The sequence below is a fragment of the Flavobacterium sp. SM15 genome, assembly GCF_022012335.1.
GTDB lineage: Bacteria > Bacteroidota > Bacteroidia > Flavobacteriales > Flavobacteriaceae > Flavobacterium.
Genome location: NZ_JAKLTO010000005.1, coordinates 255725 through 280401, shown reverse-complemented (window position 1 = coordinate 280401; position 24677 = coordinate 255725). Strand labels below are relative to the sequence as shown.

At 34.6% G+C, this 24677-nt stretch carries 31 protein-coding genes and 1 pseudogene; 29 read left to right on the top strand and 3 right to left on the bottom strand.

Features of this window, described 5'->3' with window-relative positions; all coding sequences use genetic code 11:
• The first annotated feature begins 16 nt into the window (after positions 1–16).
• Together LZZ90_RS10795 and LZZ90_RS10790 are read left to right on the top strand one after the other, a co-directional pair.
• Positions 17–511, top strand: a complete 495-nt coding sequence (locus LZZ90_RS10795; protein ID WP_237790709.1) for a hypothetical protein — start codon at positions 17–19, stop codon at positions 509–511.
• 247 nt (positions 512–758) lie between these two features.
• Complete coding sequence (locus LZZ90_RS10790; protein WP_237790708.1) at positions 759–1238, top strand: DUF1772 domain-containing protein; 480 nt, start codon at positions 759–761, stop codon at positions 1236–1238.
• Between the two features lie 437 nt (positions 1239–1675).
• On the opposite strand, the gene LZZ90_RS10785 is transcribed toward LZZ90_RS10790, so the two are convergent.
• Positions 1676–5239 carry a T9SS type A sorting domain-containing protein gene (locus tag LZZ90_RS10785; RefSeq protein ID WP_237790707.1) on the bottom strand — a complete coding sequence of 1188 codons (3564 nt, stop codon included), beginning with the start codon at positions 5237–5239 and terminating at the stop codon, positions 1676–1678.
• A gap of 318 nt (positions 5240–5557) precedes the next feature.
• Between LZZ90_RS10785 and LZZ90_RS10780 the strand changes: the two genes are divergently transcribed.
• The 15 genes and pseudogenes from LZZ90_RS10780 (at position 5558) to rlmH (ending at position 14675) form a co-directional block, all read left to right on the top strand.
• Positions 5558–5959 carry a DUF4288 domain-containing protein gene (locus tag LZZ90_RS10780; protein ID WP_237790706.1) on the top strand — a complete coding sequence of 134 codons (402 nt, stop codon included), beginning with the start codon at positions 5558–5560 and terminating at the stop codon, positions 5957–5959.
• 236 nt (positions 5960–6195) lie between these two features.
• Positions 6196–6621, top strand: coding sequence for a VOC family protein (locus LZZ90_RS10775; protein WP_237790705.1), 426 nt, complete (start codon positions 6196–6198; stop codon positions 6619–6621).
• 201 nt (positions 6622–6822) lie between these two features.
• Positions 6823–7281 carry an SRPBCC domain-containing protein gene (locus LZZ90_RS10770; protein ID WP_237790704.1) on the top strand — a complete coding sequence of 153 codons (459 nt, stop codon included), beginning with the start codon at positions 6823–6825 and terminating at the stop codon, positions 7279–7281.
• 434 nt (positions 7282–7715) lie between these two features.
• Positions 7716–8567: a PAS domain-containing protein gene (locus tag LZZ90_RS10765; RefSeq protein WP_237790703.1), complete on the top strand. Its 852-nt coding sequence runs from the start codon at positions 7716–7718 to the stop codon at positions 8565–8567.
• Between the two features lie 131 nt (positions 8568–8698).
• Positions 8699–9145: a VOC family protein gene (locus tag LZZ90_RS10760; protein ID WP_237790702.1), complete on the top strand. Its 447-nt coding sequence runs from the start codon at positions 8699–8701 to the stop codon at positions 9143–9145.
• A gap of 203 nt (positions 9146–9348) precedes the next feature.
• Complete coding sequence (locus tag LZZ90_RS10755) at positions 9349–9615, top strand: hypothetical protein (RefSeq protein WP_237790701.1); 267 nt, start codon at positions 9349–9351, stop codon at positions 9613–9615.
• A 43-nt stretch (positions 9616–9658) separates the two neighbouring features.
• Complete coding sequence (locus tag LZZ90_RS10750) at positions 9659–9913, top strand: hypothetical protein (RefSeq protein WP_237790700.1); 255 nt, start codon at positions 9659–9661, stop codon at positions 9911–9913.
• A gap of 9 nt (positions 9914–9922) precedes the next feature.
• Positions 9923–10171, top strand: a pseudogene (locus LZZ90_RS10745) (DUF3667 domain-containing protein); the annotation flags it as partial.
• A 96-nt stretch (positions 10172–10267) separates the two neighbouring features.
• Complete coding sequence (locus tag LZZ90_RS10740) at positions 10268–10717, top strand: hypothetical protein (RefSeq protein WP_237790712.1); 450 nt, start codon at positions 10268–10270, stop codon at positions 10715–10717.
• A 211-nt stretch (positions 10718–10928) separates the two neighbouring features.
• Positions 10929–11354: a DUF1801 domain-containing protein gene (locus LZZ90_RS10735; protein WP_237790699.1), complete on the top strand. Its 426-nt coding sequence runs from the start codon at positions 10929–10931 to the stop codon at positions 11352–11354.
• Between the two features lie 107 nt (positions 11355–11461).
• A complete protein-coding gene (locus LZZ90_RS10730) occupies positions 11462–12094 on the top strand; it encodes an outer membrane beta-barrel protein (RefSeq protein ID WP_237790698.1) in 633 nt (210 codons plus the stop codon).
• A 106-nt stretch (positions 12095–12200) separates the two neighbouring features.
• A complete protein-coding gene (locus LZZ90_RS10725) occupies positions 12201–12704 on the top strand; it encodes an SRPBCC family protein (RefSeq protein ID WP_237790697.1) in 504 nt (167 codons plus the stop codon).
• An 80-nt stretch (positions 12705–12784) separates the two neighbouring features.
• Positions 12785–13468: a GDSL-type esterase/lipase family protein gene (locus tag LZZ90_RS10720; protein WP_237790696.1), complete on the top strand. Its 684-nt coding sequence runs from the start codon at positions 12785–12787 to the stop codon at positions 13466–13468.
• Positions 13469–13543: 75 nt separating this feature from the next.
• The gene (locus LZZ90_RS10715; protein WP_237790695.1) at positions 13544–14158 is read left to right on the top strand and encodes an alpha-ketoglutarate-dependent dioxygenase AlkB; all 615 of its coding nucleotides are present in this window, start codon (positions 13544–13546) and stop codon (positions 14156–14158) included.
• A 43-nt stretch (positions 14159–14201) separates the two neighbouring features.
• Positions 14202–14675: a 23S rRNA (pseudouridine(1915)-N(3))-methyltransferase RlmH gene (gene rlmH / locus LZZ90_RS10710; RefSeq protein WP_237790694.1), complete on the top strand. Its 474-nt coding sequence runs from the start codon at positions 14202–14204 to the stop codon at positions 14673–14675.
• Here rlmH and LZZ90_RS10705 read toward each other — a convergent pair.
• Together LZZ90_RS10705 and folP are read right to left on the bottom strand one after the other, a co-directional pair.
• Complete coding sequence (locus LZZ90_RS10705; protein WP_237790693.1) at positions 14669–15289, bottom strand: hypothetical protein; 621 nt, start codon at positions 15287–15289, stop codon at positions 14669–14671. The genes rlmH and LZZ90_RS10705 overlap by 7 nt on opposite strands.
• 1 nt (position 15290) lies before the next feature.
• Positions 15291–16121 carry a dihydropteroate synthase gene (gene folP, locus LZZ90_RS10700; protein WP_237790692.1) on the bottom strand — a complete coding sequence of 277 codons (831 nt, stop codon included), beginning with the start codon at positions 16119–16121 and terminating at the stop codon, positions 15291–15293.
• 108 nt (positions 16122–16229) lie between these two features.
• Between folP and LZZ90_RS10695 the strand changes: the two genes are divergently transcribed.
• The 12 genes from LZZ90_RS10695 (at position 16230) to LZZ90_RS10640 (ending at position 24667) form a co-directional block, all read left to right on the top strand.
• Complete coding sequence (locus LZZ90_RS10695) at positions 16230–16772, top strand: DUF1599 domain-containing protein (protein WP_237790691.1); 543 nt, start codon at positions 16230–16232, stop codon at positions 16770–16772.
• 9 nt (positions 16773–16781) lie between these two features.
• Complete coding sequence (locus tag LZZ90_RS10690) at positions 16782–17228, top strand: GNAT family N-acetyltransferase (protein ID WP_237790690.1); 447 nt, start codon at positions 16782–16784, stop codon at positions 17226–17228.
• Between the two features lies 1 nt (position 17229).
• Positions 17230–18327 (top strand): BT_3928 family protein, encoded by a 1098-nt coding sequence (locus LZZ90_RS10685; RefSeq protein ID WP_237790689.1) that lies wholly within the window; start codon positions 17230–17232, stop codon positions 18325–18327.
• 10 nt (positions 18328–18337) lie between these two features.
• Entirely contained in the window at positions 18338–18847 is a 510-nt protein-coding gene (locus LZZ90_RS10680) for a TlpA disulfide reductase family protein (protein WP_237790688.1), read from the top strand.
• Complete coding sequence (tpiA, locus tag LZZ90_RS10675) at positions 18847–19599, top strand: triose-phosphate isomerase (RefSeq protein WP_237790687.1); 753 nt, start codon at positions 18847–18849, stop codon at positions 19597–19599. The genes LZZ90_RS10680 and tpiA overlap by 1 nt, the downstream gene beginning before the upstream one ends.
• Positions 19600–19723: 124 nt before the next feature.
• Complete coding sequence (locus tag LZZ90_RS10670; protein WP_237790686.1) at positions 19724–20617, top strand: hypothetical protein; 894 nt, start codon at positions 19724–19726, stop codon at positions 20615–20617.
• A gap of 31 nt (positions 20618–20648) precedes the next feature.
• On the top strand, positions 20649–21404 hold the full coding sequence (locus tag LZZ90_RS10665; RefSeq protein ID WP_237790685.1) for a Rossmann-like and DUF2520 domain-containing protein: 756 nt from the start codon (positions 20649–20651) through the stop codon (positions 21402–21404).
• The gene (locus LZZ90_RS10660) at positions 21397–21924 is read left to right on the top strand and encodes an HAD family hydrolase (protein ID WP_237790684.1); all 528 of its coding nucleotides are present in this window, start codon (positions 21397–21399) and stop codon (positions 21922–21924) included. The genes LZZ90_RS10665 and LZZ90_RS10660 overlap by 8 nt, the downstream gene beginning before the upstream one ends.
• Positions 21925–21961: 37 nt before the next feature.
• Positions 21962–22885: a geranylgeranylglycerol-phosphate geranylgeranyltransferase gene (locus LZZ90_RS10655; RefSeq protein WP_237790683.1), complete on the top strand. Its 924-nt coding sequence runs from the start codon at positions 21962–21964 to the stop codon at positions 22883–22885.
• Positions 22878–23462, top strand: a complete 585-nt coding sequence (locus LZZ90_RS10650) for a Maf-like protein (RefSeq protein ID WP_237790682.1) — start codon at positions 22878–22880, stop codon at positions 23460–23462. The genes LZZ90_RS10655 and LZZ90_RS10650 overlap by 8 nt, the downstream gene beginning before the upstream one ends.
• Before the next feature lie 12 nt (positions 23463–23474).
• The gene (locus tag LZZ90_RS10645; protein ID WP_237790681.1) at positions 23475–24005 is read left to right on the top strand and encodes a mechanosensitive ion channel family protein; all 531 of its coding nucleotides are present in this window, start codon (positions 23475–23477) and stop codon (positions 24003–24005) included.
• A gap of 104 nt (positions 24006–24109) precedes the next feature.
• Positions 24110–24667, top strand: a complete 558-nt coding sequence (locus tag LZZ90_RS10640) for a hypothetical protein (protein ID WP_237790680.1) — start codon at positions 24110–24112, stop codon at positions 24665–24667.
• The last annotated feature ends 10 nt before the right edge of the window (positions 24668–24677 follow it).

Here is a 24677-nt window from a genome sequence, read left to right as displayed (position 1 = left end):
CTAACCGTGAAATAAGATGACCGAAATAAGAACATTTCCAAATGTGTTTTGGATAGCTATTAATGTTGTGATTACTTTATTTTTCTTTTCATTGACTGTTTTTTTAACTTCAGTTTATTTAAAGGATAAAAATTCGGTGATTTTATTTCCAATATTTTTCTTATTCTTTTTTTCAGTTTTATTTTTTTATCAGCTTTCAAATCACTTTGTTTACATTAGTAAAGATGAGCATGGAATCACTATAACTCAACCACTAAAATTTAAGATTGTGAAATTAGATTGGGGGCAAATAAGAGGCTACTCAATTTCTGAAGTTTGGTTTGGCAAAAACTTACATTCATCGAAATCCTTTGTAATTTACACCATTGACAAAAAGATTTTCGAAATAATCAAAATTTGCAATTTCAGGTTTGACAAGATGTTACTGTCCTTTGACAATAACAAAATTCCAAATCTCGGTTATGAGCCATATCAAACCGGAGTCTATAAAAGAAAATATAAATATACCTGATCAGAAGCTAAAATAGACTATATGAAATAGCTGAAGCCGGTGCACAATTGAACTATTCGGAACAAAAGTCATTTCATTGTTCAATATTTCCTTTCATTTTCTTGGGTATATTTATAAGCATCAGTAATTAAAACACTCAACTCTATAAAGCAAAATACCACATCACTTTCATCATCTATTATCAAGAAAATCAACCGATTGAGAATATTTACGTAATTTTACAGGTAAATCCTAAATAAATAGCATCATGATTCGAAAATTAATACTCTATACGGTAACAGCCGTTGCCTGCGGTCTTCTATTCGTGAATCTTTACACTTCAATAGTTGATGCAGTCAATTGGGGCAGCAACATTCCTACTTCAATTCAGACTACCAGGGATTATTTTCAAACAGGCAACCCAGGTAAGTTCTTTCGCATTTTTTCTCCTCTCAATCAAATACTTGCCATGATTGCGTTGATCCTTTTTTGGAATGCGAGCAAAAAAATCCGGATATATTGTGGATTAGCTTTACTGACTGCCGTTGCAGTTGACGGTTTTACATTTGCATATTTTTATCCTAGAAACGATATTATGTTTGCTCAACCAATGGAAGGCAACCTTGAGACAATTAAATCTGCCTGGTCGAGTTGGAGTGCAATGAACTGGGTACGCAGCGGACTAATCTTAGTTAATGTTATCATTAATTTTACTGCCTTATCACTTGTATTAAAAAGTGAAAAATAATTTCAAAGATTGTCTCCCTACATCTATTTAGACAGAGACGGGAAATTTTCACGAAAACAATTCTTTAGGTGAACTCTTATTTTGATTACTGTGGGAATGCAGTATCAGACCAAAAATAACGAACCTCTAAAAACACTTTTGAATAAATTAGGACTAGGTAAATAATGACAATCTGGAACAAAAAATCTTTACTCCAATCCATCATTCTCCTTTTAAATCTTCTAACCAGAGAACAGATTAACTAACAATATTTAGTTTAAAAACACTTCAAACTAACTTCTAAAAAATGATACATTAAAAACCAAAATAGCAAATTTAAAATTAACAATATCAAATTCAAGAGAAATCTCTTAAAGTAATCTTCATACTGCTAGTGAATAAAGAAACTGTGATCAATTAAGTTTAAACATATTCCTAATCGAATGAAGCATTTTTTTCTACCTTTTAGTAATCATTTTTGTATGTGTTGCGCCAGATACATCCTTTAAAGTCATCAGATAAACACCTTGACTTAAAGAAGAAACATCAATCCTGGAAGTGTTTTTATCCGAAAGCATTAATTGTCCTAAGTGATTATAAATTTCAATGCTATTAATTGAAACATTGGAAACAATATTCAAAACTCCATTGGTAGGATTAGGATAAACAGACACCTTATCAACTTTAAAATCAACCGCAGACAAAGTTTCAACAAATTCTGTTGATTCAGTATTGGTAACAACCGGAGGATTGAAATCAAAATAAATAGCTGCAGTCGCGTTTATGATATCACCTACCTCAACATCTCCCTTTGGCTTAATTTTATAAGCGATAAAACCATGTGAGTTGGGCTCATCATTAGTACTGTCAGGTAAATTCATGTTGTTAAAAACAAAACTTACCTCACTACCATTGCGTATACTAACGCTACCCGGATGACTTAAACTTTCCAATTGCATGGTGGTCCAATCTAGTTTGTTGTCCAAGATATTGTCTACACGAACATTGACCGCATCAGCTGTACCCGTGTTTTGAAAACGGATAAGATAGTGCAGGTATTTATCTGCATCTCCTATCAATACTTGGTCGCCTTCAAGACAAGTGATATCATTAGGGTCTAAAGAACCAACTACAACTTGATTATGATAAATTACATTGTCTTGCGGAGTAAAATCACCAACAACAGGATTTATGGTTGCTTTAGCTATCAAGACATCTCCAATACTTGTGGTAGGAGGCACAAAAACATTAAATCGTAAATCTATGGTTTTTGTTTCAAAAGGATTTAAGTCTGTAAAATTGAAAGTCAAGGTGTTGCTTGTTTGTGATGCAATGTTTTCAGTAGCGTTTAGGAAATTTAGTTTTGAAGCGTCAAACTCAAAAGACACATCCCCACTTAATTGTGTAGTACCTGTATTTTTATAAACGATACGATACCCAGTCATAAAACCGGGTCTTGGGTTATTCATCACTTGATAAACACTAACCGATAAATCATTGATAGTAGCAATAGGTGCAATACAAAAATTGACATTATCGCTATTTCCTAAGCCCGTAAAATTTGATTCAAAATTCACTGGAGTTGCAGCATAATAGGTAGGCAATTGCGAAGTCAATTGGGTAGTTACCAAACCTTCCTCTGTGGTATAAATCTGAAATTGTCCATTTTCTTGAGAGAAGGTAGCATTAGTAGTCGTGTTATCTGTAGCAACCAACAAAATGCCGCTTACTAAAGCATCGGTGTCGGTGCAGCCGTCACCCAACAAATCAAAACGCACGGTTCCACTGATACTATTGGAAGACAAAACACCTAAATTTTTATGCCATGAAATCTTATCATCAAAGTTAGAGATGGATACAATATCAACTCTGTTATTGTTATCGATATCCGCAGCAAATAGATCAAACGGGCTGTTGGAAGTTTGAGAAATAATCTGTTGTGTATTGGCAAAAGTACCTTGGCCATCAGTATTCTCATACCATGCTATTACACCGCCATCACCTTGGGCAGAAGAAGCAACATCCATATCACCATCATTATCAAAATCGGCAACAATAACGCTTTTAGGAGTTGAAAGTATTGTACTGATGATTTGAAGCGAACCAAAACTTCCTAAACCATTCATATTTTCAGACCAACCTACAAAAGAGCTAGTAGCGGAGGTGCCTATATAACCTATGTACACAAGGTCATTATCACCGTCGCCGTCTATGTCTGTGATTTTAGTTGAAACCGCTTTATGATTACTAGTTTCAATGAGTAGCCTGGTGCCAAAAGTACCCTGACCATTGATATTAAGATAGCGCATCATTCCATAAGTTCCGGCTACAGAAATATCCAGATCACCGTCGCTATCCAAATCGCCGAAACTCATATCATACATCGTGAAATTGTTGATATTGTCTATCGTCTGCGGGGTACTAAAACTCCCTTGCCCATCAAGATTTTTGTACCATGCGATTTTAGTGCTTCCTAAAGCAAAAACATCCAGATCGCCATCATTATCGATATCTGAAAGATACACCCTTGAGGATTGATACAAGTTAGCATCTATAATTTGCGGAGCTGCAAAGGTGCCCAATCCATCTGTGTTTTTATACCATACAACAGTATTGTCTATATAAGAAGTAGTCAACACATCCTTAAAACCATCACCATTAACGTCGCCAACAAATACTGAAGACGCTCCATTAATCGTTGCAGATATAATGGTTTGCGAATTATAGAAATTGCCTTGACCATCCAGATTTTTAAACCATGAAATTTTATCATCCCAATAGGAAGCCGCAATGATGTCTTTATCTCCATCTCCGTCTAAATCATCAGCAACCACAATGCGTCCGCCATCGATGTGTTTGGTAAGGATACTAGATGCAAAATTGCCTGTACCATCAGTATTTTTAAACAATTTAATGTTATTGTCGATATTTGATGCGGTAAGAAAATCCAAATCGCCATCGGCATCCATATCAGAAAAATAAATATCGCGAATGTCCCCGGAATTTGGAGCAATAAAGGTTTCACTACTGAAATTACCCATGCCATCTATATTTTTGAACCAACCGATAGTTTTATCGTCATTAGATCCAAAAATCACATCCTTGTCATTATCACCATCTACATCGGCTATGCGTACCACAGCAGCTGCATCTGCCGTCAAAGACAAAACCTGTTGCGCGCCAAAAGTGCCAATACCGTCCAAATTTTTGTACCATGCAATTTTATCATCCCCTCCCGATGCAGATACCACATCCATATCACCATCGCCATCCAAATCACCCGCATAAACAGAAGTGACATAGTCTACAGCATTAGAAATTACTATTTTACTTCCAAAAATACCAAATCCATTATTTTTATACCATGTTACACCATGGGAACCGCCATCTGTCGCGTAACAAGACACAATATCGTTGTCTCCATCACCATCCATATCGGCAGGGTAAAAACTCATTACCGAAGATACATTGTTTTCTAGATTGAATGTAGTGGCAAAAGTTCCCAATCCATCGCTGTTTCTGATCCAATTGATTGTGCCATCATTTTTAGATGACCATACAAGATCCAAATCAGTGTCATTATCCATATCTGCGGCCATAACAAGATTAGGTTGATAGGCATAGGTAGCCTGCTTTAGAACAAATGTACCGTTGCCATCTGTGTTTTCATACCATGTAAGTCCGTTACCAGACAAAGAGGCTACAACCACATCCAAATCATCATCACCATCCAAATCTGCTGTATAAACTCCCCAAGCTGTCTGAATTGTTGACGAAATAACATGAAGTGCAACATCATCACCCAAACCGTTCAGATTCTCTAACCAAACCAATCTATTCCCATAATACGATGAAGTCAATACATCCTTATCACCATCACCATCCAAATCAGCAGACACAACAGAATTAGGCGTATTCACATAGAGCGCAGGGTCAATAACCACATGCTCCTCAAACTCAACTTGAGCGTTTGCCAATAAAGCAGTAAATAGCACTAATGAGAAGGTAATTATTGATTTCATTTAATCGTTTTTTAAGATACACAAATCTAAACAATTATTAATCTGTAACAAGTTAAAATGTAGGTTTTTATGTTATTTCCACACAAAATGAAACAAAAAAAATGTAATTAAAAACGAAAATAAAAATAGAAATTAAATAAAAAATACTCCTCTCAAGAGCTGCTTAACCCAAATAGGCAAAATGAGCCATACAGAAATCGCAACAGATTTCCAAAAATCATTTATACTTGAAAACTTTTATATAGCTTTACCTTACTATTCTCCTCAACGGATCCTTAACTATAATGTTCCAAGATTGTGAACCAAATGATAATAAAAATGAACGAAAACGAAAAAATATCCAACGAAAAAGGGAATTGGTATGTTGCAGAAATTATTGAGAAGCGTGAACCAACAAATCGAAATAAAGATAATGATTTACGCCGTGTTGTAACTTGGGGGAATCTTCATTTGATAAAAGCTGAAAACCCAAAAATGGCTTATGAAAAGGCAATAAAAATTGGTAAAGAAGCAGAAATTAAATTTATCAACTCTGACAATATTGAAATGGAATATTCTTTTGTTGGAATTGCTGATTTAATTCCTATCTATGACGATACTATTCAAGATGGATGCGAAATAATGTGGACTGACTATGGTTCAATAAGTAATAAAAAAACAAAAAGCTATATTCGTAGTGAAAAAGAAATATTAGAAAGTATCAAACCTAAAAAAGATTAATGCACAACAGTAACACCTTTTTGAGCAAACGGGATTTGGTTAAATTATTGGAGAAAACTGCGGTTGCACTTCTTTCCTGTTTTTTCAACTTTTTCTTTCAATCTTTTGGAATCTTTGTAAGTATCAGAAACAAAATAATCACTACTTAATTAACCTGTCTGTCCGTTAGGCATTATTCCATCAAAATATACAGAAGCAACTTTGGCTTACTCTAAAACAACTTTAAAACTAAAATTATGGCACTTATTAACCCTCACATCAATTTCAATGGAAATGCCGAAGAAGCATTTAATTTTTACAAATCAGTATTTGGTGGAGATTTTGCCACAATTATGCGGTTCAAGGATCTGCCCAATCCTGAATTCCCTATTGCAGAAAATGAAGCCAATAAAATAATGCACATTGCTTTACCTATTGGTCAAAATACTTTGATGGCTAATGATGTTCCCGAAATGCTTGGCCGGGTGAATGAAAATGAAAATAGATCCAAGATATGTATTAGTGCAGAAAGTCGTGAGGAGGCTGATAGGCTATTTTACGGGCTTTCAGCAGGCGGAAAAATTGAAATACCAATTGATGAAAGCCCATGGGGTTCCTATTTTGGAATGTTCAGAGATAAATACGGTATTGAGTGGATGATAGATTTTACTTCAAAGAAATAACACAAACCAACGAATACCTAGCAGCGACTTTAAAATTGGCAGATCCGATTCATATTTAGAGGAAATGGTACTTGTACTCTCTCCTGTTTTTTCAATTTTTTCTTTCAATCTTTTAGGCATAATTGTATACATGAGCAACAAAATAGCCGACACCTTATAAAAACTATCTTAACGTTAGAAGTAATTTTACTTAGAATAATCATGCAGAAATTACAATTTAAAAAAGAAATAAACGCATCAGCTCAAAAAGTATATGAAACGATGCTAGGCCTAAACAACAAAGCCACTTACGAATATTGGACAGCAACTTTTAACCCCACTTCAACTTATGAAGGCAGTTGGGACAAAGGAAGTAAAATCCATTTTGTTGGAACAGATGAAAACGGTAAAAAAGGAGGAATGGTTTCTGAAATTGAAGAACACAAACCTGCTAGTTTTATTTCCATTCGTCACTACGGATTTCTGGACGGAGATACCGAAGTTACCACAGGTGAACAGGTTGAAAAATGGGCTGGCGGACACGAAAATTACAGTTTTCAGGAAAATAATGGCATTACAACCGTAATGGTAGAGATGGACATTATTGATGAATATTTGGATTACTTCAACAACACTTACCCAAAAGCATTAGATAAATTAAAGGAAATTTCAGAACGGTAAAAAGAACTGTTGAAAAACTGACACTAAAAGCTACCTGACAGCTAAATAAAAGCAACAGAAAACTGCATCTAACAGGCAGTTAAGGAAAAGACTAAAACAAGTTTATATTTGGAGGATTTTGTTCATACAGTTTCTTCTCTTTTTAAAATTTATCTATTCAATCTTTTCGATATTTTGTGGCTTTAATTATTCTTATTGTCTGTACATTTATTGGAGTTTTAAATGGTATTAAACATTTCTTTTTAAAATAATTTATCCGCTAAATATTTGAAAAGCTAATCCCACACTTCTCTCCTATTTTTTTCAACTTCAATTAAACCGTTTCTACGATTTAAATTTCAGCAAAATAAACAAACACAAAGCCTTTTGAAGGTTAATAGAGTTTAGACTATATGAATAATTTTTCGTAAATTAATGGTCTAAAATATTTAATTATGTTTCTGGAAATCAATATAGAACATTCCGTTTTAGTTCCTGTACTTTCAGAAGTTATTGTTTCTTTATTATTAGTTAGCGGAGGTTACTTTTTGGGAAAATACCGTGAAAGACGCAAAGAAAAAGGAAAAAATCTCGACGAATATGATTTCTACCCCTTCGAAGTGGATAAAAATAATTTTCCTCAATTTAACATCAAAGATTTCCGGCTTGCAGTTCATTATTTCCTAAAAAACAAAGATTATACAGCCGCTCGACAACTTATCTTTATTGGCGAACAAAATAACATTCGAAATCAATTAGAATCGGTTGAACTGAAACAATACGAAAAACTATATCATATTTATCAAGGATCAAAAATTGAAAATGACAACAATGAATTTCTTGAAAATTACAAGCGTATCGTTCATCTTTTAGGTTTAACATTCAAAAATATGGGGATTGAAATCCTTCTGCACAATCTAATGAATCCTTCGCGTTCTATTATGGAAATAGAAAATGGTGAAGTTACGGGAAGAAAAACAGGAATGGGCACAACAATGCTTGTACTTGATTTAAAAAAAAGAAAAGAACTTAAAGAAGATAAGTTAAATTATGAATTGAATATTGGTTCAAGGAGATTCAAATGTACTACAATTCCAATTTATAGAAATGATTATGGTTTAATAGGAGCCATTTGCATAAATATTGACATAAATTACATTAGCGATGAAGTCTTAATGGTCAAAGAACAACTGGATGAGTTTTTTAAAAATTATTGTGCAACGGAAATGACTCTTGATGAGAACATTTTAAGCAAAGACGAATTCGAAAAAGCAAAAAACGGCAAAAAACATTGGAAAGAACATTAGAATTATACCAGAGATTTAAAAGTTGTTTTACAAAACGCTAGACAAATAAATTTGGGACAATATAACTTTGGATAAAGAAGACCTTTCTAAAAACACACGCTTAAAAACTACTTAAACCTTACTCATATACCATGACAAAACATAATTTACTCAGAATGGACAATGTTGGAATTGTGGTAGAATCTCTTGACGAAGCTATTTCATTTTTCCTTGAACTTGGCCTGCAATTAGAGGGAAGAGCGATGATTCAAGGCGAATGGGCTGGTCGCGTAACGGGGCTTAACAATCAATCGGTTGAAATTGCCATGATGATTACACCCGACCGAAACAGCCGTCTGGAACTTTCGCGATTTGATACCCCTAAAGCAATTGAAGATCATCGTAATGCTCCCGTAAATTCATTAGGTTATCTACGCGTTATGTTTGCTGTTGCCGATATAGATGATACACTTACCAGACTTTACAAACATGGTGCACAACTTGTTGAAGAGGTAGTGCAATACCAAGACACTTATAGACTTTGCTACATCCGTGGTCCTGAAGGAATTTTAATCGGAATTGCCCAACCACTTAAATAAAATATTTTGAGATAACATAATTTTTGTAAAATGTTCAAGTTCAATTTTGTATTTTTTAACAAAGTACAATTTTTCTTTCAATATTTTAATATATTTGTATGCAACTGTAGTATATTACCGCAACATAGTAACGTCGGTAAAACACATTAGCAGGAAGTACAGAACAAAAAACAACATGAAATAATATTTAATCCAAATTAAATATGACACAGAAAAAAATTGAAAATTTAACCGATCAAGAATTGCTTCAGCAACAAAAAAATGCAAAATTAAGCACTATCATAAACGCTGCTATTATGGGCTTGTTTATAGGAGTTGCAATATATAGCACTATAAAAAAAGGATTTGGTTTTTTTACCGTTTTTCCACTAATTTTTGCCTATCTTTTATTACAAAATAAGAAAAAAATAAAGGCTACTGAAGAGGAATTAAAATCTCGAAATTTAAACGAAAAGTCATCTAAAATATAGACGACAATATAACCTTAAATTTGATTCATAATTCAACAATTAAATGAAACAAAATACTTACCAAAACCTTACAAACGAACAATTAATAAAAAAGAGAAATTCATTAAAAGGAGCTTCGATTGGCTTTGCATTACTGTATTTTTTAGCTATAGTTGTTTTAATTTATCTCTTAACAACTAAAGGATTTAAAAACTTTTCGATTGCAACACTTATTCCTCTGTTTATAATGCCGATAACGTTTATTCCTTTGTTAATTAGCTTAAATTTAATGAATAAAGAATTAAAAAAACGAAATTAAATTTAGTAAATGGCGGAAAACTGCAAAAATTGTACTGAAATAATTACAGGAAACTTCTGTGTTAATTGTGGACAAAAAAAATATACCAAAATCAACAAAAAATATTTGTTGGATGAACTGCAATACACTCTACTCCATACTAATAAAGGACTTTTATATTCCGTAAAAAAAATTATTAGGAACCCAGGCAAAACAGCTAAGGAATATATTGAGGGCAACAGAGTCAACCATTACAAGCCTATATTGCTGGTTTTTGTCTTGAGCGGGCTCGCTACTTTTCTTTCATTTAAAGTTTTGAATCTGAAAGAAGTGATGACTTTATATTTTTCGCAGCAACACATCAACTCAAATTTGATGAGCGACATATTGTCTTTTATGTCCAGTTATAATTCAATATTAATGCTGCTTTACATTCCGCTATTTGCTTTGACAACCAAAATTGCCTTTAGAAGCTGGGGAAACAACTACTACGAACATGTAGTTATGAATGCTTACATTTTGGCATTTTACACTTTGATGAGCATTATTTTCTTGTATCCGATATTGTTCTTTTTCAGACATTCACCTGTTTCCTTTTATAACGTTACCCAAATTTCAGTATTACTTGTCCCGGTAATATTGCTTTTCTTTTTTAAAGAATTTTACAAAGACAAACCCCTGAAATCAATCATCTTACGAATCTTTGGTGTTTTAGGTTTGACGGTCTTGGGCTATTTAATTTTCATTTTAATAGCTGTTTTTATAGGTTTCGGTGTAGCGCTTTTAAAAGGTCCAGAGGCATTAGAGTATTTAAAAATGAAGTAAAGCAATCTTATTTTTAAAAAGGCTAGTCGAGGATACTCAATTGTAAATTGAAGAAATTAGCATTTTATCTCCCGTTTTTTTCGACTTTTGACTCCAAATCTTTCCAATATATTTGCAATAATCAACAACTTTCTAAAACAGAGAAGAAAGAAAAAATCGGTTTTTGAGTCGTTGATAGCATTTAACCAAAAGATACAACAGAAAATTTCATATGAGCATAGAGGAACAAATCAAAAATTACATTACAAGCCAACCAGAAACGAAGCGAAACGATATGCAAGTGTTGCACCAACGTATCCTTCAACTGTTTCCGAAATGTAAATTATGGTTCTTAGATGGTAAAAACACTGAAAATAAAATTGTCTCTAATCCTAATATAGGGTATGGCTTTCAGATCATAAAATATACTGATGGAAAAACCAGAGAATTTTATCAAATAGGCATCAGTGCAAATACTACCGGAATTTCCGTATATATTCTTGGTATCGATGATAAGAACTACTTAGTCAAGACCTATGGAGATAAAATTGGTAAGGCTAGCGTAAGTGGCTATTGCATCAAGTTCAAAACACTGAAAAATATAAATATCGAAGTACTTGAAGCAGCAATACACTACGGATTTGAACAAAATCAGTAATTTCATGGCAAACCTCGAAAAGTTTTAACAATTCCAAAACCACAATTCATTTAACTGACAAATTACTATCAAAGTAATAATCATAAAGAATTTGAACAATAAAATCAATGAAAACCAATATTTTAAAATTATTTTTTGTTTTTAGCCTCTTATTAAATTTTAATTCTACAACGGCGCAAAAATTATCTTATGGCGTTATTTTGGGAATAAATTTTTTTAACGATCAAAGTTCCAATGGTGGACCAAATGATGTTTTTTTTGATTCTGGAAACGATCAGTTTATTGTACCAAACCTAGGGGGTTATTTAGAATACGAAGCTACTCAAAACATAGGACTTAAATTAGAGTTAACAGCAAATACCAAAACTTTTGAAAAAGGATATGCCAATAAAAGTTTGGGAGAACAATACAAATTGAGTTTCATTGATTTCAACCCGAATTTTAAATACGATTTTGGTTCTGAATATCGAAAAGGATTTTATATGATCTTAGGTCCAAAAATCGCGGTATTAACCAAAGCTTCGTTTAACAGTCAAAATGTTACTTCAGATTTTGAAAAAGTTACTTTAGGTTTAGAATTAGGTTTAGGCCAAAGAATGTTGAAATTCCTTGAAATTGAAGGCAAGTTTGATTATGGATTAACTCCGTTTTATAAAGCTAACGGAAGTAAACCAAATAAGATCGCAGGTTTTTATCTTTCATTGCATGTTGATCTTCAAAAAATTATTTCCTCGAAATAAAACAAACTGTTACTACAGTTTTTAATAAACGGATCAAATCATTTTTTTTAACTTCATAAAGTCAAAATAGCGATATCATTGACATTTGGGGTTGAAACCATCCTTCATGATTTTAGCCAAATACTGCTTATTTTTTTGTAAATTAGTAAGAAAAAATACCATGACAGACAATAGCGTATCATTACATCGAGTGTTCTCAACTTCTCCCGAGAAAGTTTATCGCGCATTTTTAGATCCAAATGCGATTGCCTCCTGGCTTCCTCCCTACGGCTTTTTGTGTGTAGTTCATAATATGGAACCAAAAATCGGCGGTAGTTTTAAAATGTCATTTATTAACTTCAGCACAGGTAACAGACATTCTTTTGGAGGCAGCTATATTGAACTTAAACCAAATGAATTCATTAAATATACAGATACATTTGATGATCCGAATTTACCAGGAGAAATGACAACTTCAGTTTGGTTAAAAAAGGTTTCATGCGGAACCGAGATAAAAATAGTTCAGGAAAATATACCTTCTGTTATTCCAGCAGCAATGTGTTACCTTGGATGGCAGGAATCACTTGAGAAATTAAAAAAGCTGGTAGAGCCCGAAATTCCTGACGCTTAAAAAATAATCTATTGTGAAAAAACGTTTCAAAAACCAAATAGTGCTTAAAAACAACTTTAAAATAATTTAATTAGATATCGATGAAAAAAGTCTTATCCTTTTTGCTGATATATTGCTCCTGTTTACAAATAGTAGCGCAAAGCACAAAATACGACACTCTTCAATATTCAAAAGAGCATCATCAAAACCGATTGATTACTTTTAAGAGTGAGCCAATAGAGAAAAATCAGATTATATTTTTAGGAAACAGCATCACAGAGTTTGGTAACTGGCAAGAGCTTCTTCATGACAAAACCATTCTCAATCGAGGTATTGCGGGGGATAATACTTTTGGAGTTTTAAAACGTCTAAATGAAATAACAGAACGTGAGCCAAATAAACTCTTTCTTAAAATCGGAATCAATGATATCTCGCAAAACATTCCTGCAGATGTTATCCTTGAGAATATATCCGCAATAATCGTTAAAATTAAAGAGCAGTCTCCAAAAACTAAAATATTCATTCAGAGCATTTTACCTACTAACAAAAATTCAAAAAATGTATTTCCCGATGCCTACAATAAAAATGAAGTCGTAGCTTTAATAAATGCTAGTCTTAAAAAAACAGCTAAAAAAAACAACGCAACTTACATTGATATTAATTCATTGCTCAAAGATTCAAATGGCGAACTTGACACAAAGTATGCAAATACTGATGGGCTACACCTCAATGAATTAGGCTATAAAACATGGGCTGAATTTCTTAAAAAGAAGAAGTATTTATAAGATCCAAATCTTGCCAAAAAGTTTACCAACACCCAGAAGTACATAGAGAATTAACAGTTATAATACCATTACAAAATGGATTTGTTCAATCAGGAAAACCCGGAAAATAAAAATCACCTTCCTAAAGACGGAACGGTAAATTATTACGGTAAACTGTTTTCTCAAGAACAAGCCAACCGCTTCTATCAAATACTGATGGATTCCATTGCATGGGATAATGATCAGGCCGTCATTTACGGAAAACTGATAACCACTAAACGAAAAGTAGCTTGGTACGGCGATAAAGAATTTAGTTACACTTATTCGAATACTACCAAACTAGCACTACCCTGGACAAAAGAACTTCTTGAATTAAAAGAAATAGTCGAGAACAAAACCGGTGAAACTTTCAATTCGTGTCTTCTTAATTTATATCATAATGGCGAAGAAGGAATGGCTTGGCACAGCGATGCCGAAAAAGATTTAAAGAAAAACGGCGCTATCGGTTCGCTAAGTTTTGGTGCAGAACGAAAATTCGCTTTCAAACATAAAAAAACCAAAGAAACGGTTGGATTACTTTTAGAACACGGAAGCCTTTTGGTAATGAAAGATGAAACCCAAACGCATTGGCTGCACAGGCTTCCTCCTACCAAAACTGTATCGAAACCTAGGATCAATCTGACTTTTAGAACGATAATCGAATCAAGATAAGTCTTAAAAAGTTGCCTTATCTTTGTGCCTTAATGCTGAACAAATGAATATCAAACTGCTCGCCATCGGAAAGACCGACAACAAATCCCTACAAACCCTGATTGACGATTATACCAAACGTTTGTCGTTTTACATCAAATTTGAATTGGAGATCATTCCCGATATCAAAAACGTTAAGAACCTTTCCGAAAATCAGCAAAAAGAAAAAGAAGGCGAATTGATTTTAAGCAAACTCTCCCCTACCGATCAGCTTATTTTATTGGATGAAAACGGAAAATCCTTCTCCAGCGTTGGTTTTTCGGAAGAATTACAGAAAAAAATGAATTCCGGAGTAAAGACTTTGGTGTTTGTAATTGGCGGCCCTTACGGATTCAGTGAAGAAGTATACAAAAAAGCCCAAGGAAAAATATCGCTTTCCCTAATGACGTTCTCCCATCAAATGGTACGTTTGTTTTTCATCGAACAGTTGTACAGAGGTTTTACGATTTTACGAAACGAACCGTATCATCATCAGTAAACATATTCGGTAACTCCGGTCATTTTGTGCTCAATCGTGTTTAGAAACAATTTATTTAAAATGTAATCATTGTACAACATGTTTTTATCAAAACAATAATGAACCTCTTTTAATTCCTGATTCAGGTTAACAATTTGTTTCTGAAGATTTTCGCGTTCCACAAGTGAATCGTTTACATAAACTTTATTGCTTTTATCGAAATAAACAACAATACCTTTCAATGGTTTTTGCAACTTATAAACCGTGTTGGTAAAACTGAAAAAGGCAAGGTTTTTTCCGATACTGTCTGCATAAGAATAATAATTAGCGGTTTTGGCAACTGCTCCCTCCTGTTTTTTACGTTTCTTTTCCTGAAGCTTGATTATATCCGGCAGAATCGTTTTTAAAGGTAATCGCTTGTCAATATTAAAAACCCAATTGGTCGTTGAGATTACGGTATTTTTGCTCACATTGGCAATCGTATCGTTATTTTCAGTAGTAAAAAAGAAATCGATTGTTGAAATATCATCTACATTTTTAACCACGGAAACATTCGCTTTCGGCAAAAGGATTTTCTTTTTTTCTCCACAGGAAAAAGCCAAAACGGCTAAAAATAAAACGACCAGTTTTTTCATCTTAATAAGGGTTATGCATTTTTTCATATAAACGAACACATTCCACAGCTTCTTTTACATCATGAACTCTAAGGATTTTTGCGCCTTTTAGTAGTGAAACCGTATTTAAAAAAGTGGTTCCGTTGAGTGCTTCCTGTGCACTGGTTTCCAGTAATTTATAAATCATTGATTTTCTGGATATTGCAGAAAGCAATGGCAATTCCAACATTTGGAACAATTCGAGTTTTTGCAGTACTTCATAATTCTGCTCCAAAGTCTTTGCAAAACCAAATCCGGGATCAATAATGAGGTCGTTAATTCCTAAACTTCTCGCAGCTGCAATTCTTTTAGAAAAATATAAAATCATCTCCTTTACAATATCCTCATAATCCGTTAAAGAAGTCATGGTTTGAGGTGTCCCGCGCATATGCATCATGATGTAAGGCACTTTTGCATCGGCTATGGTTTTCAGCATTTTATCGTCCAGTAAACCTGCGGAAATATCATTAATAATTGCGGCACCGTTATCAATAGCGACTTTGGCAGCTTCGGCACGAAAGGTATCAATTGAAAGGATGATTTCCGGAAATTCTTTTACCAATGAAGTGACAATTGGCTTTAATCTAGCAATTTCTTCTTCTTCGGAAACAAAAGCCGCATTTGGTCTGGAAGAATAAGCACCGAGATCAATAATCGAAGCACCCTCACCTAGCATTTTCTCAGTCTGATTTAAAAAATCCGAATCGGTTTTATATTTTCCGCCGTCAAAGAACGAATCGGGAGTAACATTGAGAATCCCCATTACTTTAGGCGATGTTAAATCAAGAAGTTTACCTTTACAATTGATTGTCATTGTCTTACAAAATTCAGATTGCTAATAAAATGTTACAAAGCAGCATAAACTTTGAACTTCATTTGAATTTCTTTACATTTGAAAATTCAAGAACAAAGATAGACAGAAATGAGTAACACCTCACAGGAATTTGATAAAGTAATCGCCATCTGCCGCGATTTATACAGCAAAAAAATGAAAGATTACGGAAGTGCATGGCGCATTTTACGGCTTCCATCCCTAACCGACCAAATTTTCATTAAAGCACAACGTATCAGAAGTTTACAGGAAAACGAAGTGCGTAAAGTAGACGAAGATGAAACTTCAGAATTCATCGGAATTATCAATTACTGCATTATGGCATTGATTCAGTTGGATTTAGGCGTTGTAGACCAGCCGGATTTGGATTGGGAAACTGCAGTTCGTCTTTATGATGAAAAAGTACTGATTACCAAAACTTTAATGGAAGCTAAAAACCACGATTACGGTGAAGCCTGGCGCGATATGCGTGTAAGCTCCCTAACGGATTTGATTTTGCAGAAGCTTTTACGCGTAAAACAAATCGAAGACAACAAAGGAAAAACCTTAGTATCGGAAGGTATTGATGCAAATTATCAGGATATGATTAATTATTCTGTGTTTGCTTTAATTCTGATGGGATTTACAAAATAACAATCAATAATGATTTTCAGAGAAGCCCAAATAGCAGATATACCTCAGATTCAAATCGTTAGAAATTCGGTAAAAGAAAACACTTTGTCTGATCCTGCACTGGTTTCCGATAAAGATTGCGAAGTTTTTATGTTTGAACGAGGCAAAGGCTGGGTTTGCGAAATTGATAACAGAATTGTAGGATTTGCCATTGCCGATTTACAAGACGATAATATTTGGGCTTTATTCATTCATCCTGATTTTGAAAAAAAAGGAATTGGTCGAAAGCTTCAGGAAATAATGCTTACTTGGTATTTTGAGCAACCCAAAGAAAAAGTTTGGCTTGGAACGGCATTCAATACCAGAGCCGAACAATTTTACAGAAAAACAGGCTGGAAAGAAACCGGAATGCACGGATCCAAAGAAATAAAATTTGAAATGACCAAAAACGACTGGTTAAACATTAGTAATAGATAATATGAAATACTTAGTACACTTATCACGCTTAATAGTTGGTGTTTTATTCATCATTTCCGGGTTAATCAAACTCAATGACCCGACAGGTTTTTCTTTTAAACTAGAAGAATATTTCTCGGAAAGCGTTTTAAACATTCCCGCTTTAGTTCCTTATGCTTTGGCAATTGCTCTTTTTGTAGTAATTTTTGAAGTGGTTTTAGGCGTAGCTTTACTAATCGGTTTCAAACCAAAATGGACGATGTGGAGCTTACTGCTAATGATCGTATTTTTCACGTTCCTTACTTTTTATTCGGCCTATTTTAATAAAGTTACCGATTGTGGTTGTTTTGGAGACGCTTTAAAATTAACGCCTTGGCAATCGTTTTACAAAGACGTTGTTTTGTTGTTTTTCATACTGATCTTGTTCTTTAATCAGAAGCATATCAACTCGTTATTACCTCCGATGCCATCAGCTTTGACGGTTTTTATATCGTATTCGCTATGTCTTTTCATGGGCTATTGGGTTTTGAATCATTTGCCTTTGAAAGATTTCCGAGCTTATAAAATAGGAACCAACATCCAAAAAGGAATGGAATTCCCGGAAGGCGCTCCGCGTTCGGTTTACGAGATGAATTTTGTCTATAAAGTAAACGGAAAAGAGCAAAATTTCGGGGAAAAAGATTTAATGAGTTTGCCAGCCGGTGCAGAATTTGTCCGTCGTGAAGACAAACTTATTTCTCAGGGTTATGTTCCTCCTATCCATGATTTCACCATCGAATTAGACGGTCAGGATTTTACTCAGGAAATGTTAAACGCACCAAAAGTGGTTATGTTGATTTCCTATGATTTAAACAAAGCTAATCCGGAAGGTTTATCTAAACTTGAAGCTTTCTCTAAAAAAGCTCAGGCTCAAGGCTATAAAGTATTAGGTATGACTGCATCCGGAATTGAAGACATTGCAAAATACCGCAAGGAACATAAAATCACGTTCGATTATTATTTTTGTGACGCCACAACGCTTAAAACTATCGAAAGAGGAAACCCAAGTATCGTAGTGCTTCACAAAGGAACGATTATTGATAAGAAACATTGGAACGACATTGAGGACGTAAACTTATAATTAACTACACATGAAAAAGATTTTAATGTTTTTGGTATTTGGAATTGCCGCTTTTGTGACCTATTCCTATACTCAGAAAAAAGAAGACACCAGTTTTAAAAAAGAAGCGCTTGAGAACGTTATGCTCGCTTCAGACGGGAGTCAGATCACTTTCAAAGAGATTCTAAAAAAATACAAAGGAAAAACCATTGTTATGGACGTTTGGGCTTCCTGGTGTTCCGATTGCATCAAAGGAATGCCGAAAGTAAAAGCATTGCAAGCAGAAAACCCAGATGTTGCATATCTTTTCATCTCTATGGATAAAACGCCGGAAGCTTGGAAAAAAAGTATTGAGCGTTTTGAAATACAAGGTGAACATTATATGGCTACCGACGGAATGAAAGGTATTTTCGGAAAATCAATTAATCTGGATTGGATTCCGCGTTATATGGTAATCGACAAAAAAGGAAAAATTGCTTTATACCGAGCTATTGAAGCAGATGATACTAAACTAATTGAGACAATAAAAACACTAAAATAATGAGACACAACATAGTTGCAGGAAACTGGAAAATGAATAAAAATGCAGGCGAAACTTCACAATTGTTAGCCGATATTTTAAATCAGCTGCCTTCAGGAAAAGAAGTAGAAGTACTTGTAGCACCATCATTTGTAAATTTATCACAGGCCATTCATGTTCTGGAGCATACCAATATCGGAGTTGCTGCACAAAACATGCATCAGGCAGAAGGTGGTGCATTTACAGGGGAAATTTCTGCAGATATGTTAACTTCCATCGGAGTAAACAATGTAATTCTTGGACATTCTGAAAGACGTCAATATTTCAAAGAAACCGATGCACTTTTAGCCAATAAAGTGGATACAGCTTTAAAACACGAAATGCGCATTATTTTCTGTATTGGTGAAGAACTTAAAGACCGTCAGAACAAACAGCATTTCAATGTGGTTGACACTCAATTACGCGATGGATTATTTCATTTAGGAGCTAATGCTTGGGTAAATATCGTTTTAGCTTACGAACCAGTTTGGGCCATCGGAACTGGAGAAACTGCTTCGCCGGAACAGGCTCAGGAAATGCACCAATTCATCCGTGAGACTATTCGTCACAAATACGGAAGCAGTGTTGCTGAAAACGTTTCCATCCTTTATGGAGGAAGTGTAAAACCAGACAATGCCAAAGAAATTTTCTCAAAACCAGATGTAGACGGAGGTTTAATCGGTGGAGCAGCATTAAAAGCTGAAGATTTCGTTGCAATTGTAGACGCTTTCTAAACTAGAAAAGTACAACTTCATGAAGACCGCATATCCTGCGGTCTTTTTATTTGCCTAAAGTTCTGTTAAAACAATTTCTTACAAAATCTTTACTCTTTATTTTTATCTCATTAAAGCATCAATCATGAACAAAATCAGTTACTTTCTTTTATTTGTCCCATTCTTTATCACTGCCCAACAGGCAAAAATTTATGAACCCGGAATCATTTCTAACGATGGTGTGTTCGGTTTTACACTTTCCCCTGATTCCAATCGGGCATTGTGGGTAAATTCAAATGGAGGAAGAGACACATTGATAATCATGGAAAGCGTTAAGAGAAACGGAAAATGGCAAAAACCGGTAAAAGCATCGTTTTCCAATCAACTTCCACATAAAGATATTGATCCTATTTTTAGTCCGGACGGAAAAACCGTTTTGTTTCAATCGAACCGACCAGTTAAAGGATTGCCTAACCGAACCCGATTCGATATTTATTCCACAGAAAAAACCGAAAACGGATGGTCTGAACCTGTAAATCTTTCAGAAATTAATACCGATGCTTCCGAATCGTTTGCCTCCATCTCAAAAAAGGGAACGATTTACTTCATGAAAGACAATGAAAACGGTACAGGAAAGTCAGACATTTACTTTTCAGAATTCATAAACGGAAAACATACCGCAGCTAAAAATTTAGGGGAACCGATAAACACTAATGAACGGGAATCAAACCCCTATATTTCTGAAAAAGAAGATTATATCATCTATTTTTCGACCGATCCGAAAGGTTTTGGCGATGTGGATTTGTACATCAGCTTCCGTAAAAACAATAAGTGGACGATTCCTCAAAATTTAGGTTCGGAAATCAATTCTGAAGTTGCGGAATTTTGCCCGTTTGTTCACCAAAAAGAGAACCGCCTGTACTTTGCCCGTCAGAAAAAGAAAGACGAAAAACGTTTTATCGAAAATATCTACTATTACGAAAATTTCAATGCGTTACTTAAAAAACTAAAAAAGAAAGCTGTGCTGCCAAAAGCATAAACAATTCGTAATTTTGTGCTACTTTAGCAACATGATTACAGTAAACATCATAGGATCCGGAAATGTAGCGCAGCACTTGATCTCTGTTTTTCAACAAACGGAAAGCCTTGTGTTGCAACAGGTTTTTTCGCGCAAACGGGAAAACATCAGCCATTTGGTTTCCAATGATACAATTGTGACGAAATATATTGATTTAAAACCTGCTACCGTAACAATAATTGCAGTTTCCGACGATGCTATCTCAGAAGTTTCTAACTTGATTCCCTTTGAAAATCAGCTGGTTGTTCACACTTCAGGAAGTATGGGTTTTGATGCCCTGAACGACAAAAACCGTAAAGGTGTTTTTTATCCGTTACAAACATTTTCCAAATCGAAAGCAATTGATTTTTCTGTGGTTCCTTTATGTTTGGAAACGCAAAATGAAAGCGATTACGGAATTCTGGAGAATATTGGCAAATCGATTTCCGAAAAAGTCTTCAAAATCAGCTCCGAGCAACGACAAAGCCTTCATGTAGCCGCTGTTTTTTCCTGTAATTTCGTAAATCATTTGTATCAACTTGGAAATGAAATCTGTGAAGAAAACAACGTTCCATTCGAGATTTTATACCCACTGATTCAGGAAACCGCCGATAAAATTAAAACGCTATCGCCAAAAAAAGCGCAAACTGGTCCGGCAATCCGTCACGATCAAAAAACAATTGAAAAACACCTTGATTTTCTGAAAGACCAAAGCAGAAAAACGATCTATAAACTCCTAACCCAATCCATACAAAACAATAATGAGTAAAAGCTATAAAGAAATCATGAACGACATCACAACTTTTGTATTTGATGTTGATGGCGTTCTAACCGACGGAACCGTTCACATTACCCCAACCGGAGAAATGCTACGCGAGATGAACATTCGAGACGGTTACGCAATGAAAGCTGCAGTTGAAAATGGCTATACCGTTTGTATTATTTCCGGCGGAAGTAATGAAGGCGTTCGCATCCGTTTAAGAAATCTTGGAATTACCGATATTCATTTAGGCGTTCACGATAAAGTGGAAGTTTTCAAAGAGTTTACTGACATTTACAACATTAAATCAGAACAGGTTTTGTATATGGGCGACGATATCCCTGATTTCCATGTGATGAAATTGGTAGGATTGCCGACCTGTCCGCAAGACGCTTCTCCGGAAATCAAAGGAATCAGTAACTATATTTCTCATAAAAATGGAGGAAAAGGCGCCGTTCGTGATGTAATTGAACAGGTTATGAAAGTTCAGGGCAAATGGATGGAACATTTCGATGCCAAATACGATTAATTTTTTTCCAAAACATTATAAATCTTTACACTAACGAATGAAATTTCTAAAACTAATCCGTTACCAAAACTTATTGATGCTGGCCTTGATGCAGCTTGTTTTTCACTTCGTGTTTTTTAAAAATCAAACAGATATTTTTCTTGCCTTAGCCGATTGGCAATTTCTTTTACTGGTACTGGCAACAGTAACTATCGCAGCCGGCGGTTATGTGATCAACAACATCATGGATCAGGAAACCGATCAAATAACAAAGCCTGAAAATCAGGTTGTGGGCAACTCTATTTCGGAAGCAGCGGCCTACAATATCTATGCGGCATTGAATATAATTGGTGTTGGAATTGGATTTTATCTTTCTAATCTTATAGGAAAACCAATGTTTTCGGGAGTTTTTATTGGCGTTTCCGCTACTTTGTACATGTATGCGACCAACTTAAAACAAAACTTATTAGTTGGAAACATTATTGTAGCTTTATTGCTTTCATTCAGTGTAATCCTTGTTGGAATTTTTGATTTGTACCCGGCCACTTATGAAGAGAATCGAGTTCAGATGGCGATGCTTTTCAGTATACTTCTCGATTATGCGGTTTTTGCGTTTATTATCAACTTTATCCGTGAAATTGTAAAAGACATTGAAGACATGGATGGTGATTATAATGCGGGAATGAGTACCCTTCCTATTATTTTAGGTAAAGAACGAACTACAAAACTGGTGTTCGGATTAACATTCATTCCGATTGCCTTGTTATTGTGGTATTTAAACGAAAACCTTTTATCGTTGGAATGGGTGCTGTTTTATCTTTTGCTTTTTGTATTGGCTCCGTTATTGTATTTTCTGATCAAAATCTGGAGTGCTAAATCCAAAAAAGAATACAGTCATTTAAGCCTTATCCTGAAATTAGTTTTACTTTTTGGAATCTTATCCATTGTAGTAATCACCGTAAATATGAAATTCAATGCTTAGGGAAAAATTAAAGAAATACAACCTTATTCTTGCTTCAGGATCACCGCGCAGACAACAGTTTTTTAAGGAACTGGATTTGGATTTCGATATTCGACTAAAAGATATTGAAGAAGTCTATTCCGATGATTTAAAAGCTGAAGAAATCACCAATTATTTAGCCGAATTAAAAGCCAATGCTTTCTTAGGAGAACTTTCTGAAAACGATATTTTGGTAACCAGCGACACTATTGTCTGGCATGAAAACAAAGCGCTTGGGAAACCTAAAAATTATGAAGATGCGTTTAAAATGCTACAATCGTTATCCGGAAAAACCCATGAAGTAATTACTTCGGTTTGCATCCGAACAAAAACAAAAACTGATACTTTTTACGAAGTGACAAAAGTTACCTTCAACCCGCTTTCCGACGAAGCCATCACCTATTATTTAAACAACTACAAACCTTTCGACAAAGCCGGATCGTATGGAATCCAGGAATGGATAGGTCTTGTTGCCATTTCAAGAATCGATGGTTCTTATGCCAATGTTGTAGGGTTACCTGTTGATAAAGTTTATAAACATTTGCTTACATTTGTATAGAAATACAGATGTATGTTAGACAATCATTTTTTAGTCGAAACTATAGCAACCATAGTAACCGTGGCGTTATTTGTAATGGTTCGTTTTTTTGTGCCTAAAATTGTCCGAAGTTTTGCTCAGGACTCCAATATAATTGAGCATCGTCGTACTAATCTGGTTGTTAAATACATAAAAATTTTACTTAACCTTCTTTTATTAATTGTACTTTTTACCATTTGGGGGATACGCACAACGCATATTCTTCTTTTTGCATCGTCCATTTCTGCAGTAATTGGTGTGGCGATGTTTGCTCAATGGTCTATCTTGAGTAACATTACAGCGGGCATCATTTTGTTTTTTAATTTTCCTTTTAAGATTGGGGATGTAATTCTCATTCACGACAAAGATTTTCCTGTAGAAGGAGAAATTGTAGATATTACAGCATTTCACGCGCTTTTAAAAACAAAAGACGGAGAACGCATTACCTACCCCAACAACTTATTAATCCAAAAGGGAATTACCATTGTTAAGCAGTACCGCGACGAGCAGGAATTCATGGATTAATAACAATCCTTTAACAGTTTTTGTGATTTTCTTTATACTTTGAAAAAATATTTTGCGTTTTAACATGAATAAACGTAACTTATTTATTCAAAAAACAAAAAATTATGAAAGCACTTAAAGTTTTAGTATTAGGTTTTGTTTTATTATTTGCTGCCGGCACGAAAGCGCAAGTTTCTGTTAATGTCAATATTGGAACACCTCCGCCTTGGGGTCCCGTTGGTTATGCTGAAGCCCGTTATTACTATATTCCGGATATCCAAACCTATTACGATATCCGAACCGCGAACTTCATTTATTTTGGTCCTCACGGATGGATCCATGCAACAGTATTACCTTCGATGTATGCCCATTTTGACTTATACAGTGGCTATAAAGTTGTTTTGAATTTCAGAGGAGACAATCCGTACCGTTATTACGAAGTTCATAAAGTGAAATATCCGAAGGGTTACAAGAAATACAAACAAAAATCTTATAAGATGAAACACGATAATGGCAACCATTATGGTGAATTCAAGGGTGGAAAAGTAAAAAGCAAAAACGTAGTCCGTTACAATGATAATTTTCATGAAGGAAAACACGACAAAGGTGGAAAACATGATGGAAATGATCACGGTGGTGGTCATGGTGGTGGAAACGGAAAAGGTCACGGAAAAGGTAAATAATAATTAGCCT

Excerpts from the sequence above, each read along its gene's own strand:
- LZZ90_RS10795 (WP_237790709.1), top strand. The coding sequence starts at position 17 with ATGACCGAAATAAGAACATTTCCAAATGTGTTTTGGATAGCTATTAAT.
- LZZ90_RS10790 (WP_237790708.1), top strand. The coding sequence starts at position 759 with ATGATTCGAAAATTAATACTCTATACGGTAACAGCCGTTGCCTGCGGT.
- LZZ90_RS10785 (WP_237790707.1), bottom strand. The coding sequence starts at position 5,239 with ATGAAATCAATAATTACCTTCTCATTAGTGCTATTTACTGCTTTATTG.
- LZZ90_RS10780 (WP_237790706.1), top strand. The coding sequence starts at position 5,558 with ATGAACGAAAACGAAAAAATATCCAACGAAAAAGGGAATTGGTATGTT.
- LZZ90_RS10775 (WP_237790705.1), top strand. The coding sequence starts at position 6,196 with ATGGCACTTATTAACCCTCACATCAATTTCAATGGAAATGCCGAAGAA.
- LZZ90_RS10770 (WP_237790704.1), top strand. The coding sequence starts at position 6,823 with ATGCAGAAATTACAATTTAAAAAAGAAATAAACGCATCAGCTCAAAAA.
- LZZ90_RS10765 (WP_237790703.1), top strand. The coding sequence starts at position 7,716 with ATGTTTCTGGAAATCAATATAGAACATTCCGTTTTAGTTCCTGTACTT.
- LZZ90_RS10760 (WP_237790702.1), top strand. The coding sequence starts at position 8,699 with ATGACAAAACATAATTTACTCAGAATGGACAATGTTGGAATTGTGGTA.
- LZZ90_RS10755 (WP_237790701.1), top strand. The coding sequence starts at position 9,349 with ATGACACAGAAAAAAATTGAAAATTTAACCGATCAAGAATTGCTTCAG.
- LZZ90_RS10750 (WP_237790700.1), top strand. The coding sequence starts at position 9,659 with ATGAAACAAAATACTTACCAAAACCTTACAAACGAACAATTAATAAAA.
- LZZ90_RS10740 (WP_237790712.1), top strand. The coding sequence starts at position 10,268 with ATGAGCGACATATTGTCTTTTATGTCCAGTTATAATTCAATATTAATG.
- LZZ90_RS10735 (WP_237790699.1), top strand. The coding sequence starts at position 10,929 with ATGAGCATAGAGGAACAAATCAAAAATTACATTACAAGCCAACCAGAA.
- LZZ90_RS10730 (WP_237790698.1), top strand. The coding sequence starts at position 11,462 with ATGAAAACCAATATTTTAAAATTATTTTTTGTTTTTAGCCTCTTATTA.
- LZZ90_RS10725 (WP_237790697.1), top strand. The coding sequence starts at position 12,201 with ATGATTTTAGCCAAATACTGCTTATTTTTTTGTAAATTAGTAAGAAAA.
- LZZ90_RS10720 (WP_237790696.1), top strand. The coding sequence starts at position 12,785 with ATGAAAAAAGTCTTATCCTTTTTGCTGATATATTGCTCCTGTTTACAA.
- LZZ90_RS10715 (WP_237790695.1), top strand. The coding sequence starts at position 13,544 with ATGGATTTGTTCAATCAGGAAAACCCGGAAAATAAAAATCACCTTCCT.
- rlmH (WP_237790694.1), top strand. The coding sequence starts at position 14,202 with ATGAATATCAAACTGCTCGCCATCGGAAAGACCGACAACAAATCCCTA.
- LZZ90_RS10705 (WP_237790693.1), bottom strand. The coding sequence starts at position 15,289 with ATGAAAAAACTGGTCGTTTTATTTTTAGCCGTTTTGGCTTTTTCCTGT.
- folP (WP_237790692.1), bottom strand. The coding sequence starts at position 16,121 with ATGACAATCAATTGTAAAGGTAAACTTCTTGATTTAACATCGCCTAAA.
- LZZ90_RS10695 (WP_237790691.1), top strand. The coding sequence starts at position 16,230 with ATGAGTAACACCTCACAGGAATTTGATAAAGTAATCGCCATCTGCCGC.
- LZZ90_RS10690 (WP_237790690.1), top strand. The coding sequence starts at position 16,782 with ATGATTTTCAGAGAAGCCCAAATAGCAGATATACCTCAGATTCAAATC.
- LZZ90_RS10685 (WP_237790689.1), top strand. The coding sequence starts at position 17,230 with ATGAAATACTTAGTACACTTATCACGCTTAATAGTTGGTGTTTTATTC.
- LZZ90_RS10680 (WP_237790688.1), top strand. The coding sequence starts at position 18,338 with ATGAAAAAGATTTTAATGTTTTTGGTATTTGGAATTGCCGCTTTTGTG.
- tpiA (WP_237790687.1), top strand. The coding sequence starts at position 18,847 with ATGAGACACAACATAGTTGCAGGAAACTGGAAAATGAATAAAAATGCA.
- LZZ90_RS10670 (WP_237790686.1), top strand. The coding sequence starts at position 19,724 with ATGAACAAAATCAGTTACTTTCTTTTATTTGTCCCATTCTTTATCACT.
- LZZ90_RS10665 (WP_237790685.1), top strand. The coding sequence starts at position 20,649 with ATGATTACAGTAAACATCATAGGATCCGGAAATGTAGCGCAGCACTTG.
- LZZ90_RS10660 (WP_237790684.1), top strand. The coding sequence starts at position 21,397 with ATGAGTAAAAGCTATAAAGAAATCATGAACGACATCACAACTTTTGTA.
- LZZ90_RS10655 (WP_237790683.1), top strand. The coding sequence starts at position 21,962 with ATGAAATTTCTAAAACTAATCCGTTACCAAAACTTATTGATGCTGGCC.
- LZZ90_RS10650 (WP_237790682.1), top strand. The coding sequence starts at position 22,878 with ATGCTTAGGGAAAAATTAAAGAAATACAACCTTATTCTTGCTTCAGGA.
- LZZ90_RS10645 (WP_237790681.1), top strand. The coding sequence starts at position 23,475 with ATGTTAGACAATCATTTTTTAGTCGAAACTATAGCAACCATAGTAACC.
- LZZ90_RS10640 (WP_237790680.1), top strand. The coding sequence starts at position 24,110 with ATGAAAGCACTTAAAGTTTTAGTATTAGGTTTTGTTTTATTATTTGCT.